The organism is Bradyrhizobium sp. NAS96.2, assembly GCF_001908235.1.
Lineage (GTDB): Bacteria > Pseudomonadota > Alphaproteobacteria > Rhizobiales > Xanthobacteraceae > Bradyrhizobium.
Genome location: NZ_LGHK01000091.1, coordinates 1 through 16,436, shown reverse-complemented (window position 1 = coordinate 16,436; position 16,436 = coordinate 1). Strand labels below are relative to the sequence as shown.

13 protein-coding genes and 2 pseudogenes are annotated in these 16,436 nt (G+C 59.3%); 3 read left to right on the top strand and 12 right to left on the bottom strand.

Annotation, left to right across the window (positions count from 1 at the left end):
- Window positions 1-1,198 precede the first annotated feature (1,198 nt).
- The 7 genes from sfnG to AC628_RS20750 all read right to left on the bottom strand — a co-directional run bounded on the left by sfnG (window position 1,199) and on the right by AC628_RS20750 (window position 8,700).
- Window positions 1,199-2,284: a dimethylsulfone monooxygenase SfnG gene (gene sfnG, locus AC628_RS20780; RefSeq protein ID WP_074128636.1), complete on the bottom strand. Its 1,086-nt coding sequence runs from the start codon at window positions 2,282-2,284 to the stop codon at window positions 1,199-1,201.
- 16 nt (window positions 2,285-2,300) lie between these two features.
- Window positions 2,301-3,089 carry an ABC transporter ATP-binding protein gene (locus AC628_RS20775; protein WP_074128635.1) on the bottom strand — a complete coding sequence of 263 codons (789 nt, stop codon included), beginning with the start codon at window positions 3,087-3,089 and terminating at the stop codon, window positions 2,301-2,303.
- A gap of 19 nt (window positions 3,090-3,108) precedes the next feature.
- Window positions 3,109-4,458: an ABC transporter substrate-binding protein gene (locus tag AC628_RS20770; RefSeq protein ID WP_074128639.1), complete on the bottom strand. Its 1,350-nt coding sequence runs from the start codon at window positions 4,456-4,458 to the stop codon at window positions 3,109-3,111.
- A gap of 83 nt (window positions 4,459-4,541) precedes the next feature.
- Window positions 4,542-5,609, bottom strand: coding sequence for a branched-chain amino acid ABC transporter permease (locus AC628_RS20765; protein ID WP_083633033.1), 1,068 nt, complete (start codon window positions 5,607-5,609; stop codon window positions 4,542-4,544).
- Window positions 5,610-5,612: 3 nt separating this feature from the next.
- Window positions 5,613-6,494 (bottom strand): branched-chain amino acid ABC transporter permease, encoded by an 882-nt coding sequence (locus AC628_RS20760; protein WP_074128634.1) that lies wholly within the window; start codon window positions 6,492-6,494, stop codon window positions 5,613-5,615.
- A gap of 7 nt (window positions 6,495-6,501) precedes the next feature.
- Complete coding sequence (locus AC628_RS20755) at window positions 6,502-7,272, bottom strand: ABC transporter ATP-binding protein (protein ID WP_074128633.1); 771 nt, start codon at window positions 7,270-7,272, stop codon at window positions 6,502-6,504.
- A gap of 6 nt (window positions 7,273-7,278) precedes the next feature.
- Entirely contained in the window at window positions 7,279-8,700 is a 1,422-nt protein-coding gene (locus tag AC628_RS20750; RefSeq protein ID WP_074128632.1) for an LLM class flavin-dependent oxidoreductase, read from the bottom strand.
- A gap of 358 nt (window positions 8,701-9,058) precedes the next feature.
- Between AC628_RS20750 and AC628_RS20745 the strand changes: the two genes are divergently transcribed.
- Window positions 9,059-10,435: an acyl-CoA dehydrogenase family protein gene (locus AC628_RS20745; RefSeq protein WP_210190240.1), complete on the top strand. Its 1,377-nt coding sequence runs from the start codon at window positions 9,059-9,061 to the stop codon at window positions 10,433-10,435.
- 171 nt (window positions 10,436-10,606) lie between these two features.
- On the opposite strand, the pseudogene AC628_RS20740 reads toward AC628_RS20745, so the two are convergent.
- From AC628_RS20740 to AC628_RS46165, 3 genes and pseudogenes are all read right to left on the bottom strand, one after another.
- Window positions 10,607-11,039, bottom strand: a pseudogene (locus AC628_RS20740) (CopG family transcriptional regulator).
- A 7-nt stretch (window positions 11,040-11,046) separates the two neighbouring features.
- Window positions 11,047-11,322, bottom strand: coding sequence for a hypothetical protein (locus AC628_RS46170; RefSeq protein ID WP_502689754.1), 276 nt, complete (start codon window positions 11,320-11,322; stop codon window positions 11,047-11,049).
- A gap of 77 nt (window positions 11,323-11,399) precedes the next feature.
- Window positions 11,400-11,474 (bottom strand): annotated as a pseudogene (locus AC628_RS46165) (hypothetical protein); the annotation flags it as partial.
- A gap of 535 nt (window positions 11,475-12,009) precedes the next feature.
- Here AC628_RS46165 and AC628_RS20730 point away from each other — a divergent pair.
- Window positions 12,010-13,608, top strand: coding sequence for a tryptophan halogenase family protein (locus tag AC628_RS20730; RefSeq protein ID WP_083633035.1), 1,599 nt, complete (start codon window positions 12,010-12,012; stop codon window positions 13,606-13,608).
- Window positions 13,609-13,840: 232 nt separating this feature from the next.
- Window positions 13,841-14,221, top strand: coding sequence for a hypothetical protein (locus AC628_RS43015; RefSeq protein WP_143201711.1), 381 nt, complete (start codon window positions 13,841-13,843; stop codon window positions 14,219-14,221).
- A gap of 427 nt (window positions 14,222-14,648) precedes the next feature.
- On the opposite strand, the gene AC628_RS20725 is transcribed toward AC628_RS43015, so the two are convergent.
- Both AC628_RS20725 and AC628_RS44120 read right to left on the bottom strand, forming a co-directional pair.
- Window positions 14,649-15,467, bottom strand: a complete 819-nt coding sequence (locus tag AC628_RS20725) for a hypothetical protein (protein WP_143201710.1) — start codon at window positions 15,465-15,467, stop codon at window positions 14,649-14,651.
- A 160-nt stretch (window positions 15,468-15,627) separates the two neighbouring features.
- On the bottom strand, window positions 15,628-16,436 hold an 809-nt coding region (locus AC628_RS44120; RefSeq protein ID WP_210190239.1), incomplete at its 5' end, for a hypothetical protein.

Sequence of the window (16,436 nt, the reverse complement as noted above, 5' to 3'; positions counted from 1 at the left end):
GGTTAGTTCCCCCAACATGTGTGATTCTTTCGTGAGGGTTCTTTCTGTCCGTCTTGTTGACGTAGCGAATGCGTGCGCGTTTAGCCATTCTCGTCTCTCCTAATCTCTCCTAAATCTGCAAGTAAATCTGCAAGTCCTGAAGGACCAGCATAGACCAATGGGCTGGATTCGGCTGCCACCAATCCAGGTAGGTGCGGTGCAGTCCTTCTCCGCGATACTCCTTGCTCGCACCCTTGAGAATTGAGCCTCTCGGGAGGGCAAGGTGGTCAGTCTCGCTAATCCAAGGGCGAAGGCTCGCCGGTTGCGGCCATACCTCTCGGCCGAGAACGGCGACCGGGCACGGCGATCGCTATTGGCACATCCTTTTGCCTGCGGCGATTCGTCGGTGCCCTCGACCGGACGATTGGACAAGAGCGTTTCGAGCGAAGTGGATACCGGTTCGCGTGAAGAGAACGCGTCAAAACAAGAATCTAGAGCTTCGTTCCGATTCAATCGGAACGGAAAAGACTAGTCGGTTCCGCAAGCCCCGGCGATCGGCGACGATGTTGTCGAGGTGCAGCACCTCTGGCCGTTGTCTTTCCGCCAAACGCTTAACCAGCGTCCGCGTGGCGTCGAGCACGAAGACGCCGCATGTTCGCTCCGGGGTCGTTAGTTGCCGTCCCGCCCGGCGAACAGTAAAAGCTCGACGGCGATTTCGTTCTCGCTGATCTTGTAGGCAAGTTTTTCGGCACAGAGATACCACCGGCCAGATCAGACGGCGAACGACCTAGTTTCACTGGATACACCCCTCTGCACATTGCAATTTTCAATTGGGGGGCTATCAGCGATGCATGCTGGTCCGCCGCCGAAGGAGGCGCTCGATGGATGGATCGAATCTTATGGCAGCGTGCAGAGGCGATCGCGGCTTCGGCGATGAGCGATATCGGAGAGGGCCGCGACTACCGATCCGAGCTTCACCGCTCCGACCTTGGCTACCTCTTCGACGATGAGGATGGATAGTGATAGCTTCAGCCTAATCTGGTCGTTGCAACGAGGCGTGTCCGTTGACGCGCTAAGATGATGCGTCGTCATTTCCAATGACTTGAGCGAGTCGCGAAAATAGCGATGCGCACGCTGCTCATATCCCATTGCGTGCGCTTTGTTTTGGATTGCTCTGCGACCGCAGCTCACTTCTTTTCTACATCTCAGCCTAGCTAACTCAAACCAGTTCAGGCTCGTGAACGTTATTAGCTTTGGTCGTATTCAAGAGCGGAATCACCTCGCGACCGAACGCCGGCAACTCGTCGGTAAAGTTCAGAAAAGCGCAAAGGATCATGTCGATGCCAACGGCCTCATAGGCGCGGATGCGCTCCGCAATCAGCTCGGGAGGACCGAACAAGCGAGTCTTGAAGCCGTCGTTGGGCTGGACCAGATTGGCATGGCTCGAATCCGCCCACATCCCGATTCTGTCAGCAGTCGATGCGCCGGCCTGCTTCACCTGTTCGGCGAAGGCCTGCACGATCTCGGGGTCGGCGCCCGCGACGATCGCTTCGAGCTGCTCCAGCGCTTCCCGCTCGGTCGGCCGCTGGATGATGAAGCCGTTGAGCCCGAACTTGACGGTCCGCCCTTCAGTCTTGGCGAGCGCGCGGACTTCGTCGATCTGCTGCTTGGCACCCTCGACCGTCGTGCCATTGAGGAAGTACCAGTCCGAATATTTCGCGGCCATCCGGCGCGCGGCCTTGGAATTGCCGCCCTGGAAGATCTCCGGATAGGGCTGCGAGATCGGCCTCGGTTTCAGCCAGGCGTCATTGATGCTGTAGAAATCGCCCTTGAAGGTGAAACGGTCCTGCGTCCAGAGGCCCTTGAGCACCTGGATGAACTCTTCCGAGCGGCGATAGCGTTCATCATGCTCCAGCCAGGGCTCGCCGAACGCGCGAAACTCCTCCTTGAACCAGCCGGTCAGGATGTTGATGGCAAACCGCCCCTTGGAATAGACGTCGATGGTGGCGCCCACCTTCGCGATCATCGCCGGATGCCAGAAGCCGGTGTGAATCGCGCTGATGAGTTTCAACCTCTTGGTCTGCGCGGAGAGCACGGCCGTGCAGGTGATGGCTTCCTGCTGCAACTGCCAGCCATGGCTCGCGATGAAGCGCGCCGGCGCAAGGCCATATTCGAAGCCGAGCTCTTCGGCCTCGCGCGCGAGCGAGGCGTTGTAGTCGAGCGTCCAATCTGTCCGCTGGGGAACGTTGCTGATGACGAAACCGCCGCTGCCGAGCGGCATCCAATATCCGAAACGAATGGCCATGGCGTGGTGCTCCTGCTCAGACGACCGAGATTTGACGGGACGCCGCCGCCACTCCGGCCGTCGCGGCGCCGAGATAAAATTCCGCGACGTCGTCCCGTCCGGCGAGTTCGGCCGCCGTGCCCGACGCAGCGACCCTGCCGTTCTCGAGGACGTAGCCGTGATCGGCAAACTGAAGGACGAGATGCGCGTTCTGCTCGGCAAGCAGAAAGCTGACACCCTCGTTCCTGTTGAGATCGCGGATGATGCGGAAGATCTCCTCCACGATGATCGGGGCGAGGCCCATCGAAGGTTCGTCGAGCAGCACGAGGGTCGGGTGCGTCATCAGCGCGCGCCCGATCGCGACCATCTGCTGCTCACCGCCCGAGGTCAGGCCGCAACGCGCGCTTCGGCGCTGCTTGAGCCGCGGAAACCAGGTGTAAACACGCTCAAGATCGTCGGCGAGCGCGCGACGGCTCGGCCGACGCACGAGCCCGCCGCTGAGCAGATTCTCCTCGACCGTGAGCTGGGGAAAGACATGGCGGCCTTCGAGAACCTGGACCACGCCCCTGGCAACGAGATCGGCCGGGTCGAGCCGGCTGGTCACCTCGCCGCGCCACGTGATCGCGCCACGGCTCAAGTGACCGCGCTCGGAGCCAAGCAGGTTGGAGATTGCCTTGAGGGTCGTGGTCTTCCCGGCGCCGTTGGCGCCGAGAAGGGCAACGATCGATCCCTGCTCGACCCTGAGCGACACGCCGCGCAGGGCCAGGATCGCCTGACCGTAGAGGACCTCGATGTTGTCAACCTCGAGAAACGAAGACGTGGTCATAGCGATCCCTCAGGCGACGTCAGTTGGTCGCGTCGCGCGGCGTGATGCCCTTTTCCCGGGCGTAGGCCGCGGCGCGCTCATAGATCAGCGGCAACAACAGGTCGCGATCGGACTTCACCCAGCCGTTCGACACCACGTTCCACTTTTCGCCGTCCCACTGCAGCACCTTGCCGGCACCGCCGCCCTCGTGGTCCTTGGCCGAAAGCTTCAGCGGCTGCTGCAGGCCCGTGGCGCCGATTTCCGCGAGACGCTTCTCGGAGAGGTCGAGATGCTCGAGCCCCCACTGCGCCTCCTCGCCATTGATCGGCCGCACACCGAAGTGTGCCTGCGCGGTCCGGATCGCCTCGACCGCGACGATCGCCTCGTCGACGCCGGAATTGTAGTAGACCGAACCGAAGCTCTTGGGATCCTTGAGGTCGCTCAGCCCCTTGTCGAGGATGTACTTCTTGAGCTTCTGATGGATCTCGAAATTGGCGCCTGCGGGGAATGGCGTAATCGCCAGATAGCCCTTGCCGACCGCGCCGGCCGGGCGGACGTCCTCTTCGGAGCCTGACCAGATGCCGCCGATGATGTGATCAACCGGGAAGCCCACTTTGGCGGCAGTCTTGATTGCGACCGGCGTCATCACGCCCCAGCCGCGCAGGAACACCCAGTCGGGTTTGAGCTGGCGGATCTTGGCCCATTGCGCCGATTGTTCGTTGCCGGGATGCGGCACCGGGATCTGAATGTCCTCGAAACCGTAGGTCTTGGCGAGGTGGGCGAGCGGGACCTGGGTTTCCTTGCCGTAGGGTGAATCGTGGTAGACGGTCGCGATCTTGAGACCCTTCAGCTTGTCCTTGCCGCCGACCTTCTCCGCGATGAAATTGACCGCCGACGAGGCTTCGCTCCAGAAGCTGAAAACGACGGGGAAGCTGTAGGGGAAGACGCGCCCGTCGATTGCCTCGGTACGGCCATAAGCGATCGTGACCAGCGGAATCTTGTCGGCTACCGACTTCTCGGTCAGCGCCTTCGAGATCGGATCACCGTGCGGCAGGAAGATCGGAACCGGCGATCCGTTCTTGCCGGCCTTCACCCGTTCATAGCACTCGACGCCCTTCTCGACCTCCCAATTGGTCTCGCACTCGTCCCAGACGAGCTTGATCCCATTGATGCCACCCTCGACCTCGTTGATGTAGCGGAAATAGTCGATCTCGCCGGCCCAGACCGGGATGCCGCTCGACGCGTAGGCACCGACCCGGAAGGTCGCGAGCGGGAAGTATTGCGTTTTCGCCTCGTCCGCCGAGACGCTGGTACCGACGGCCGCCGACAAAGCGAGCGCGGCCAGCCCGATCGCCTTGCTCACGATCCGCTTCTGGTTCCACAAAGACATCTGCTTACCCTCCATTTGACTGCAGAATTCAGGTTCGATCGTGCGCGCGGTTCACACCCACGCACGACAAGTTTCGTCGTTTGCTAACGGTTGATCCGCGAGACCAGCTGCGTCCACGCACGCGACAGCAGTGCTGCAAGGCCCCGCGGCTCCTTGATCAGGAACCAGACGATCAACGCACCGAACAGCGCCTTCTGAAAGTTCTCGAGCTGTCCCGGATCGACCGCACCACCGAACACCCCGCTCCCGAGATGATCGAGCTGGATCGGCAGGAAGATCATGAATGCGGCGCCGAGAAAATTGCCACGGATGCTGCCCATGCCGCCGATGATGATCGCGAACATGATCTGGAACGAACGATCCAGGTTGAAGCTGCGTGCATCGACGGTGCCAAGATAGGCAAAGGCCCAGAGCGCGCCGGCAATCCCGATCACCAGCGAGCTCACGAAGAACGCCTTCAGCTTTCCGGCGGATACAGGAATGCCGATCACCGAAGCCGCGGTGTCCATGTCGCGGATCGCCATCCAGGTCCGGCCGGTCTGGCTGCGAACCAGCCGCGCCGCAACGGCCGTCACGACCACGACGGTGGCGAGGGTCAGGAGATAGCGACCGGCAGGGCTCGAGAGATCATGGCCGAGGAACGCCAGCCGCGGCGCCGAGATCGAGCTCGAGGTCGAGTAGTTCGAGAACCAGCCATATTGATTGAACAGCCATTCGAGCAGGAACTGGGTCGCCAGAGTCGATGCGACGAGATAGAAGCCCTTGATCCGCAGGCTCGGCAGCCCCGCGACGACCCCCACCAGCCCGGAAATGATGCCCCCGAGCAGCAGGCTGACCGGCAGCGGCAGCTCCGGCAGCCGCAGCAGCAGATTGTAGGTCGCATACGCGCCGACCGACATGAACCCGCCGCTGCCGAGCGAGGCCTGCCCGGCATAGCCCATCAGCAGGTTCAGCCCCAGCGCCGTGAGCGACATGATCAGGAACGGGATCAGAACGGCATTGAGCCAGTAGTCGTTCGCTACCAGCGGAATGCTGGCTAGCGCAGCGAGTAGCACCCCGACCGAACCGGCCCGGAGCCGGTCGCGTGTGCTTTGCGCGGTCACGCCAGATGGGCCAAACCCTTCGATGGTTTCCGTGCCGATCGCCGACATGCATCAAATCCTTTCGATCGGCGCTTCGCCGAACAGGCCAGCCGGCCGAACCAGGAGAAAGGCGACCGCCAGCACATAGGAAAACCAGGTCGAGACACTGCCGCCCAAGAGGCTTCCGAGGTAGATTTCGGCGAGGCTATCGCCGGCGCCGACGATCAGCCCGCCGACGATCGCGCCCGTGATCGAGGTAAACCCGCCGATGATCAGCACCGGCAGCGCCTTGAGCACCACCAGTGTCAGCGCGAACTGAACCCCCTGACGGGCGCCCCACAGCAGACCTGCGACCAGCGAGACAAAGCCGGCGACGCCCCACACGATCTGCCACAGCGTCTGCAGCCGGATCCCGATCGAGAGTGCGGCCTGTGGATCGTCGGCGATCGCTCGCAACGCGATTCCAACGCGGGTCCGGTTGAAGAAGATCGAGAGCGCGACCACAAGAATGCCGGCGGTTCCCGCCGCGACGAGGTCGAATTGGCTGACCTGAACCCCGCCGATCTCGATCGGTGTATCGACGATGCCGAGATCGAGCTCGTGCACGCTCGCACCCATCACGATCTGTGCGAGGCCCTCGATCACAAAGGACACTCCGAGCGTCGCCATGAACAGGGTGATCTGCGGGCGATTGACCAGCGGCCGCAAGACGACGCGCTCAACAGCGATCGCAATCAGGACCATCACCGCCAGCGTGATCAGCGCCGCCAGCCAGAAATCAATTCCCTTGTCGCGCAACGTCACGAAGGTGAGTGCCGCGCACAGCACCATCGAGCCTTGCGCGAAGTTGAAAACGCCGGAGGCCTTGAAGACCAGCACGAACCCGATCACGACCAGCGAGTACATGACGCCAGCGAGGAGGCCGCCGACCAGCGTTTCGATGAAGAAGCTCATCTGGACCTCAGTGCGCCGTGCCGAGATAGGCAGCGATCACGTCCGGGTTCTTGCGCACCTGCTCCGGAGAGCCGTCGCCGACCTTGCGGCCATAGTCGAGCACGACGACGTGATGAGAGAGCCCCATCACGACACTCATGTCGTGCTCGATCAGCACGATGGTGGTGCCGAGCCTCGCATTGGTTCCCAGGATCAGGCGGCTCATCTCGGACTTCTCGTCCTGGTTCATGCCCGCCATTGGCTCGTCCAAGAGCAATAGGCTCGGGCGGCCGACCAGCGCGCGCGCGAGATCGACCCGCTTCTGAACGCCATAGGGAAGCGTCCCCACCACCGTGTCGCGATGCCCGGTCAGGTCCAAGAACCCGATGATCTCGTCCGCCCAGCGGTTGAATTCGCGGGTCTCGCGCCGATCCCGGCCTATACCGAAGGCGTGCTCGACGAGCGTCGTGCGGGAATGCCGGATCAATCCGGCCAGCACATTGTCGAGAACGCTTAAGTGACGAAACAGCGCGTTATGCTGGAAAGTCCGGCCCACGCCCAGATGCGCAGCATGCGCCGGGCGGATCCGGATGAATTGTTCGCCATTGAACGTGACGCTGCCGCTGTCGGCTCGATACACCCCGTTGATGATGTTGAGTAGCGAGCTCTTGCCGGCGCCGTTCGGACCGATCAGCGCGCAGATCTCGCCACACGCGACCTCGAAGCTCAGCGCATTGAGCGCCTTGATGCCACGAAACGATAAGGACACGTCGCGGAGTTGCAGGATCGGTCCGGACATCGCGCCTCAGGCCTCTACCGGTTGTCGCCCCGCCGCGGCGGCCACCTCGGCGGCACTGCGCTTGATCGCCTCAATGTCACGATAGGCCGCGGCGGGGTGGCTCGACGGCAGATACGGCCCGTCGCCGAACAGCTTCTCGCGCAGCGTGCCCGGACGGTAGCCCGTCGGGTACACGCCTCGCTTCTGCAGCTCCGGCACCAGTAAGGTGACGACGTCTTCGAAGGTCTCCGGCGTCACCGCATAGGCGAGGTTGAAGCCGTCGACGTCGGTCTCCTCCACCCACGCCTGCAGGATGTCGGCAATCGTCGACGGCGAGCCGACAAACACCGGACCGAGGCCGCCAATGCCGCCCCAGCGCGCCAGTTCCTCGATGGTCCAGGACTTGCTGCCGCTGGCGAGATGATCGACGACTGATACGATTGCATTGGTCTCGACCTTCTTGACCAGATCGGTCGGCGCATACTGCCCGAAATCGATGCCGCTCCAACCCGACATGAACACCAGCGCGCCGTCATAGGAGGCGTATTGCTGATACTCCCCGAACTTCGCCTCCGCCTTTGCGTCGGTTTCGTCGACAATCACCGTGACCAGATTGTAGGTCAGAATCTTGCGCGGATCGCGGCCGGCTTCAGCCGCCCGCCGCCTCACATCGGCGACGTAGGATTTCAGGACCGGCTTGATCGGCGCGGCGACAAAGACGCATTCGGCGTGCCCGGCCGCAAAGGCCTTGCCGGCGCCCGACGCGCCCGCCTGGTAGAGCACCGGCGTCCGCTGAGGCGACGGCTCGCAAAGATGATAGCCCGGCACGTCGAAGTATTTTCCCTTGTGCCCGATCTCGTGAACCTTCGACGGATCGGTGAATATCCGCTTCCCCGCATCGCGCAGGACAGCCCCCTCCTCCCAACTTCCTTCGAGCAGCTTGTAGAGGACTTCGACATATTCGTTCGCTACTTCGTATCGATTGTCGTGGCGGCGCAGCCCGCCCTGACCGATATTCTTCGCCCCGCTCTCCAGATACGAAGTCACGATGTTCCAGCCAACACGCCCCTTGCTGTGGTGATCCGCAGTGGAGAGCCTGCGCGCGAAGGTGTAGGGATGCTCGAATGACGTCGACGCGGTGATGCCGATGCCAAGATGCTCGGTTGCAAGCGCGATTGGCGCCACCAGCTGCAGGGGATCGTTGACCGGGATTTGCGCCGCCTGCTCGAGCGCATGAAACAGAGAGTTCTTGTAAACGTCATAATAGCCGATGACATCAGCAATGAAGATGCCGTCAAAGATCCCGCGTTCCAGCGTTCGCCCAAGATCCTGCCAATAGTCGAGGTCCTTGTACTTGTAGGAGCGATCCCGCGGGTGTGCCCAAACACCGGGAGACTGATGGCCGACACAATTCATGTCGAACGCGTTGAACCGGATCTGTCGCGTCATGCACACCTCTCCGCTGCGTCGCTCATTGCGATGCAATTGTTTCCTTCGAAGGTATCTCGCCACAACAAGCGATCGATGGTCCATCGCGTTTATCGGCGTTTTGCGATGTGCATGTTTCGCCGCAGCCATTTGCTACATGAGAAACTCTCTCTTGACCCACTCCCATTTCTCGTCAACGAGCGCTGTCATGCGGCGCGCTCGATGCACATCGCGACAACAACTCGCTTCGATGCGCTCGATTCTCGATACGATCCGCCGCATCGAGGGTCGATTCGGAGAACACTCCTTTCGAATTGACTCTCGTCGCGCTCATCTCAGCCTCCGTTCGACGAAGAGCGCATGACGCCATCGCGCATTCATGCATCACAACGCGCGGCAGAATTTTCTTCGCACGACGCGCTACTCCGAACGTTCGTCTTCGATCCTGCGCAAATACAGCCTGGCTCTCAGCCGAGAGCAGACTATTCTTCAAAACCACAAGATTGATATCAGGACGAGCGAAAGCGGAACGATGACCATTCACATTGCGAGCCCCACGAAGAGCGATGACGAACTGCAAACGCGATTCGCTCCGATCTTCGAGATGATCGCGGCGGGTGCGGTGGCGCGCGAACGAAACCGCACGCTGCCATTTGACGAGATCAGACTGTTGAAAGAGGCAGGCTTCGGGGCCTTGCGTGTGCCGGTCGAGTTCGGGGGACTCGGCGCGACGCTCCGCCAGACCTTCGACTTGCTTATCGGGCTTGCGGCCGCCGATTCCAACCTGCCCCAGGCGTTGAGAGCTCACTTCAACCTGGTCGAGGACTTGCGGCTGAACAAGGATGAGACGGTCAAGGCGCGGTGGCTCAGGACAATCGCAAACGGCGCACTGTTCGGCGTCGCAGTGACTGAACCAGGCGTTGGCGCGGTCGATCGCTATCGGACTGCCGTGACGTCGGAGGGAGCCGCGCTGCGGCTCAATGGCACAAAGTATTACACGACGGGCACCCTCTATGCCGATCATCTGATCGTGGCGGCCGACCGGGATGGCAAACGAGTCACGGTTCTTGTCGACACCAACCAGTCCGGCGTCGAAGTTCAGGACGACTGGGATGGCTTCGGGCAGAGACTGACGGCGAGCGGCACGGCTGAGTTCAAGGATGTAACGGTCATTCCGGACCGCATTCTCGGTCCGGGCTACGGAACGGAGGGCCGCGTCTTCGGAACCGCCCACGTTCAGTTGATCCTGCTCGCGACCCTCGCAGGAATCGCAGCACGCGCCGCTATCGATACCACCGAATGGATTAAAGCGCGAACCCGCACCTTTTCCCACGCTGTCGCTGATCTGCCACGGAATGATCCCCTTGTGCAGCAGGTCATCGGGCAGCTGTTCAGCGCGGCATTCGGTGCACGAGCGACGGTCCTCGCCGCGGTCGACGAGCTCGCGCGGACCCTTGACGGTCGCCACCAAGACCCTCAGCAGCTCGACGCTTCCGAACTTGCGGCAGCGCAGGCGCAGGTAGTCGTCATCAAGCTTGTTCTCGATGCTGTGACTACGCTTTTCGAGGTCGGCGGCGCCTCTCTCAGCTCGGAGAAGCTCGCGATCGACCGGCACTGGCGCAACGCACGTACTATCGCTTCCCACAACCCCGCGATCTTCAAGCTCCGCGCAATCGGTGCACATGAGTTGAATGGCGACACACTTCCATACGCATGGAGTGCTGGCGTTCGTTCAGCATCGCAATCTGGCGGCTAGCACGCTCGTCGACGAAATGGCGAGCAGAGTCCGTACTTGAGCTGCTAGTCTCGGCTGAATTGCGACCTGGCGGCCTTTGCGAAATCTGAACAGTTAGCTGTCTCAGCCACATTTGCTCGTGCGATTAGGTTGTCGCCGAGTTGAGAAGCGACCATCGAACGATGGCTATCCTCACGTCGATTCGCTCTCCTGAATATCCTCCGGGATCTCCTGCCGCAGCTTCGGTCCTTGACTGAGCCGCCGCCCGAGCGTCGCGACGAAATTATCGTACCGAGCTGCAGCCTGCGCCCGCGCCGCCTTTGCAGCCGGTTCGGGGAGCGGCGGTGTCGTCGTGAGCCAGAACCGGATGAACAACGCCAAGGTCTCGATCGAGATCCCTATGGCGCGTTCGAGCCGCGCGGATGCGGCGATCGACTTGGTCGAGTCGCTTGGCGATGGCGGCCTCCCGCCGCTCGTCGGCATCCGGCGACAGGAAGGAAGCGATCGCGGCTTCGGCGATGAGCGACATCGGCTGCTCGCGCCGGGCAGCATGGGCTGAGAGCGTCTTCATGACGTCCGGATCGAGATAGACCGACATCTGGGCTTTCTTCTTCGGTGCGGTCATGCCTGCCTCACAATCCGAGTTCGTCGTCGGGATCAAGCAATGCCTGGCGCGCCACGCCCTGCATCAGGTCGCTCATGCGCCTGATCCGTGGGGTATCTTCATCGAGCTCGCCGGCAAGGTCAGGCGCGAACTCGTTCTCGAGTGGTTCCTTCTTCTCCACGGTGTCGCGAACCAGTTCCGGTCGCCGCCGGCGGTCGGCGGTCTTCGGATCCTCCACGTCGGTCTGATCGTCGACCGAGGCCAGCGGGGCCGTGGGCGCGTCGGGAGCGGCCGTGAACTCCAATCGTCCGGCCGGTTGTTATTGGATTTGGTCAGCACCGGCGGCGCCAGAATGCGCTCCCGGAAACGTTTATCCTCGTAATAGCGCGCCTTCTTGGCGCGGATCGGATGGAGACCCGACATCATGACGATCTCATCCGATGGCGGGAGCTGCATCATCTCACCGGGCGTCAGCAGCGGGCGGGCGGTCTCCGACCGCGACACCATCAGATGACCGAGCCAAGGTGCCAGCCGGCTGCTCGCATGCCAACCAGCCGACTTCCCTATCGATCGAGACCAGCGCCGCGACTTTCCCTCGTCGGCAAGTCCATCCCTGAGAGGCATCCTATAGAAATCGACGAGCTGTGCGCGACCGCCATGAGCCGATCGACAGGCAAGCGCTGCGTCGGGTCAACTACCAGCCTTGGCACTTGATCGCGATGACGGACGCATGGCAACCGTGGCGAACGAACGTCGGGGTACGTCACATGTCAAGAGTTCGGATTGCAATATCGACCTGGCGACGCCAACAGACCGGATAGATTTGCCGGCTGCTCGCTCCTAGCTGTCATAGGCGCCCGCGGTGTGCTTCCGCCCTTAGCATATGGGCATCATCGGACACAGCGATTGCCTTCGAGTGCCACCCGGATCCGCACGCTGGACAACTCCAATAAACGACTAACGTTTCATGAATGGGAAATGGGGGGCCAAGATGACCGGTGAGTCTATTGTGATTTTGGGAGGCGGGTCGGCAGGATGGATGACTGCGGCCTATCTCAAAAAAGCGTTGAGTGGCGTCGATATCGTGCTTATCGAGTCTGCTAATGTTGGCACCATTGGGGTTGGCGAAGCCAGCTTCAGCACAATCAGATTGTTTTTTGATTATCTTGGCCTTGATGAATCCGAATGGATGCCACAATGCAACGCTACGTATAAGCTCGCAATCAAATTCAGCAATTGGACTGCTGGCGGCGGGTATTTCTATCATCCGTTCCAACGCTATCAGGTCGTAGACGGAAGCAATCTTGGCGAATGGTGGTTGCACCTAAAGCCTAATGAGACACCATTCGATACCGCCTGCTTTAGCACCTCCTCTCTATGTGAGAACAACAGATCCCCAAGATACCTGAACGGCGAAGTCTTCGATGACAAGGTCAAAGCCACCTTCAATTCTGCTAACAAGGTGCCGCCAAATGTATTCCTATCCGATCACCGGCTCCAGTACCCTTACGGGTATCATTTTGAAGCCAGTCTGCTCGCGAGCTTTCTCAGGAATTATGCGACGGCGCTTGGCGTTCGGTGCATAAAAGACGATGTCGAAGACGTGCTTCTCTCGACGGAAGGTTCGATCGAGTGTCTTAGGACCCGCAGAAATGGGACAGTGAAGGGATCGCTATATGTAGATTGTACCGGCTTTCGCGGTCTGCTCATTAATCAAGCGCTCAAAGAACCGTTCCTTTCGTTCCAGGACGTCTTGCTGAACGACCGCGCGGTAGCGCTGCAGGTCCCCTACCAAGCCGACAGATCGGATATCGAGCCCTTTACATCAGCTACTGCGCTACAGTCCGGTTGGGCCTGGAACATTCCTCTCTACAAGCGCGTCGGTACCGGTTACGTCTATTGCAGTCAATTCATCTCGTCCGAACAAGCTGAATTTGAGCTTCGCGCGCACATAGGTCCGCGCGCAAAAGATTGCATCGCGAATCACATCAGGATGCGAATCGGCCGTTGCCGCAGTTCTTGGGTCAAGAACTGCGTCGCAATCGGTTTGTCATCCGGTTTCGTTGAGCCACTAGAATCGACTGGACTTTTCTTCATTCAGCTCGGCATTGAGGAGCTCCTGCGTCATTATTCAGGTCCCACGACGGACCCTGACGTAGTGGCCGACTACAATAGGATCATGGCCGATTGCATCGACGGGGTGCGCGACTTTCTCGTCCTTCATTATCGCGCTTCTGACAGGGTCGACACGCCATATTGGCAGGCGACAAAGGAGATCTCGGTCCCTCCTTCTGTAGACCAACGTCTCCAGCTTTGGAAAAAAAGGCTTCCGAACGAAAGGAGTATCAACCCGTGCTACCATGGCTTTGAATTCTACTCCTATTCTGTAATGCTGCTTGGGTTGAACTATCGGCCCGTCCGCAGTCTGCCTACTCTGCGGCACTCTAACGTAAGCGCTGCCCTCGCGGCATTTCAAGAAGTGCGGGATCGCACGGGCGAGTTACTCCGCACATTGCCCAGCCATTTGGAATATCTTCAGCATCTTCGAAGAGCGAGAAACTCTTCTCCAGCTGCTGACGCCTCTACCTGATCCAAGCGAATTTTAGGAAAGAATCGAACGGGAATCCCCCGTGATTAGGGCAACGGCAACCGGCCGCAGCATCTTGTCGGTGCGAACCGGCTCCTGTGGTCTGCTTGCTGCTTGTTGCCCCTTCTGCGACATGGCAAGCTGGCGGGCGGGTGCGAGTAGAGAGGCAGACCGGAAGTCATCGGCTTAAGGCAAACCGACGCACATGCTGTGGGGCGGCATCTCTTGAAAATCCATGCCCGTCAACGCGATCTCCGCGCTTGGAAAGCATAGAAAATGCGTAGCAAGCAGTCTTAGAAAATGGACCTTGGAAAATGGACCTTGCCTCTTTCTCAAGTTCTTTGATTCGTTTGATCCAAAGCCATGGACCTTGGATCACTTCCGTCGTTGTTGCGCTGGAAAGCGCCGGAGTGTCGCTTCCCGGAGAGACGATCTAGTTGCTACGGCTCTTCTGGCCGCCGCCACCAATCAGATCGGTATCGCCGTCGTTGTAGCCGCGGCCGCTGCAGGTGCGATCGTCGGAGACGGGATCGGATACACGGTCGGGCGTCGCTTCGGAATGCCGCTTCTTCGCGAGTACGGACGGTATATTCGTCTCGATGAAATTGATTGCTGATCGGTCGCTATCTGTTTTTTCGGTATGGGAGCGCCGTCGTATTTTTTGGTCGCTTTATCGCGGTCCTACGAATGTTTGCGGCTTCGCTTGCTGGCGCAAATGGCATGGCCGCGGGTCGCTTTTTCTTTCAACGTGATTGGGGGCATTTGCTGGGCGTGTCTCTTCGGCTTCGGTGCCTATGCTGCCGGAACCGAAATCTATAGGATTTCTAAGGCGCTCAGCCTGGTGTCACTGGTATTGTCTATTGGCACGGGATCTGCGCTTTAGCCCTTAATTTGGACAAGGCACGCGGCCAGTTGGGTTCGCGGTTGGCGCGATCGTTCGTAGTTGTTGGCATGCCGATCAGACTGACGAACGAAATGTCGTCGCGAAAGTACGAACTGTGTAGCTAAAATCGGGAATCTGCAGAGGTCGGATAATCTCGATATCAACGCACGATCAAGTGCCAAGCCAATTGCGCAAACGTCATCAGCGTGGGGATAGAAAGCAACGCGAATCCGGCTCCGTAGAAGAAGGCCACCAGCACGCGCAGGCGCGGCCTCGCGTTGTCCAGCGCCATATAGTGCATCAGTAACATGTCATTGCGATGCGCTTCGGATGCCGCCTGTGTCTGGAATGCACTTGTGAACCATTGAAGACGGCGAAACCCAGAAGTCAGCGCCTTAGCTATCATATAGGAGTCGGGTCTTCCGCGCTTGTCGTAGAATGGCTCATCATTAGGGTCTATTTCTATAGGCGTAGGCGAGCCGTCCGCTTCGAGCGATACCGTTGGCTCCGGAGGTTTTTCAAAGTGCTCGGGAGGCAAATCCGAAAAAATCTCAAGCATGGCGACTGAACACAGATTTATGAAATCGTCTGGCTCACTCATCCGCGTGATTATTCCGCGCGGAGCCATGTCGTCGTACTCGTCGAAGCCCAGTGCATCTATATAGCGACGAGATACTTCTGACAGCAGCAAAGCAACACGCGAGCGAGTTACTAGCGAGCTTTCGGCCTGTACGCATTCGATGGCAGATGCATAGCTTTTCACGATCAAAGGGCAGAATAACGCGAAAAGAGCCGACCCAAAGCCAAGAGATGTAAGCCCGAAATATACATAGTAGAGGCGAGACAGCGTGATTTGCCTAGCGACTTCCTCCGCGCCATTCATCGGTAGATTTAACCAGCGACGGATAAGGTCTGGCGACAGTGTTAGAAGCTCGACGACGTGTTGATTGAACAGGAGCAGCGAGCCGAGGAACGGCACCACTATCGTCAATGATAGAAGACGCGATTGCCCGATACGCCGGATCGACGACCAAGGCAACATTGCGATTGGACGGCTATTTACAATGTCCCATCGCAAGGCGCTCAACCTTGAAAGGAACTTCGTCAAGGTTTTTGGGGCGCGCAATCTTATTTGCCTATCACCAGATGCAGCCGGCCATCTTCACCGCTGTCAAAGAACGGAAAGCGAAGGTAGCGAACACCGCGCCCGCGACTCCAACGGAGCCGATGACCACAAATACAAGCCGATACCAGAATATTCGATCGGACAGGGATGTGAACGTTCCAATGAACTTTGAGCTGATTGCAGCGAAGTCGCTTTCTAGCCTTTTCTTTTGACGCTGAATCTCGCTACTGATGGCGTTCAGTGTGAAGAACTGATTTACGATCGAAGCGCATAGAAAAACTACAAAAATCCAAGCACCTGCCAGAACGGCAAGGTTAGTCCAAGCTTCGACTCCGCAGGCCGGTGCAGTTTTCATCTGGGATGCGACGACGATGGTAGCAATTGGTATGCCCAGTAGCTGTCCCTGCACGTCCACAAAGGTCTTATGAATCCGTGTCAAGAAATCTAGGTTCGCGTTTTCAATATCGGTTCTGATCTTGTCATAAGAAAAGCTCGACACGAACAGGCGATAGCTGTCGTCGAGACTGCTGGCGAGATGATCCAGGTTGAGCAGTATGCGCTCGAAGCGCACAGGTTCGGATTGCGGCCTGACGAGCGTTGCTATCGCATCGCCCAGCATCGTCAGCTTTTGAGCGCGATGCAGAGGGTCATCGAATTGCTTCACAAGCTTATCAATTGCAGCAGTTTTGACGAACTTTAGATTGGCTGCACTATAGCGAATGGGAACCTCAACCTTGCCGTCCTTGAAGAAGAACAGCTTTTGTTCTTCCCGATCGAGGAATGTTGCTGCATCAGCCAGCAACTTTATGAGGGAAACGACTG

Coding starts and splice junctions, on each gene's coding strand:
- sfnG (WP_074128636.1), bottom strand. CDS start 2,284: ATGGCCATTCGTTTCGGATATTGGATGCCGCTCGGCAGCGGCGGTTTC.
- AC628_RS20775 (WP_074128635.1), bottom strand. CDS start 3,089: ATGACCACGTCTTCGTTTCTCGAGGTTGACAACATCGAGGTCCTCTAC.
- AC628_RS20770 (WP_074128639.1), bottom strand. CDS start 4,458: ATGTCTTTGTGGAACCAGAAGCGGATCGTGAGCAAGGCGATCGGGCTG.
- AC628_RS20765 (WP_083633033.1), bottom strand. CDS start 5,609: ATGTCGGCGATCGGCACGGAAACCATCGAAGGGTTTGGCCCATCTGGC.
- AC628_RS20760 (WP_074128634.1), bottom strand. CDS start 6,494: ATGAGCTTCTTCATCGAAACGCTGGTCGGCGGCCTCCTCGCTGGCGTC.
- AC628_RS20755 (WP_074128633.1), bottom strand. CDS start 7,272: ATGTCCGGACCGATCCTGCAACTCCGCGACGTGTCCTTATCGTTTCGT.
- AC628_RS20750 (WP_074128632.1), bottom strand. CDS start 8,700: ATGACGCGACAGATCCGGTTCAACGCGTTCGACATGAATTGTGTCGGC.
- AC628_RS20745 (WP_210190240.1), top strand. CDS start 9,059: ATGCATCACAACGCGCGGCAGAATTTTCTTCGCACGACGCGCTACTCC.
- AC628_RS20730 (WP_083633035.1), top strand. CDS start 12,010: ATGACCGGTGAGTCTATTGTGATTTTGGGAGGCGGGTCGGCAGGATGG.
- AC628_RS43015 (WP_143201711.1), top strand. CDS start 13,841: ATGCCCGTCAACGCGATCTCCGCGCTTGGAAAGCATAGAAAATGCGTA.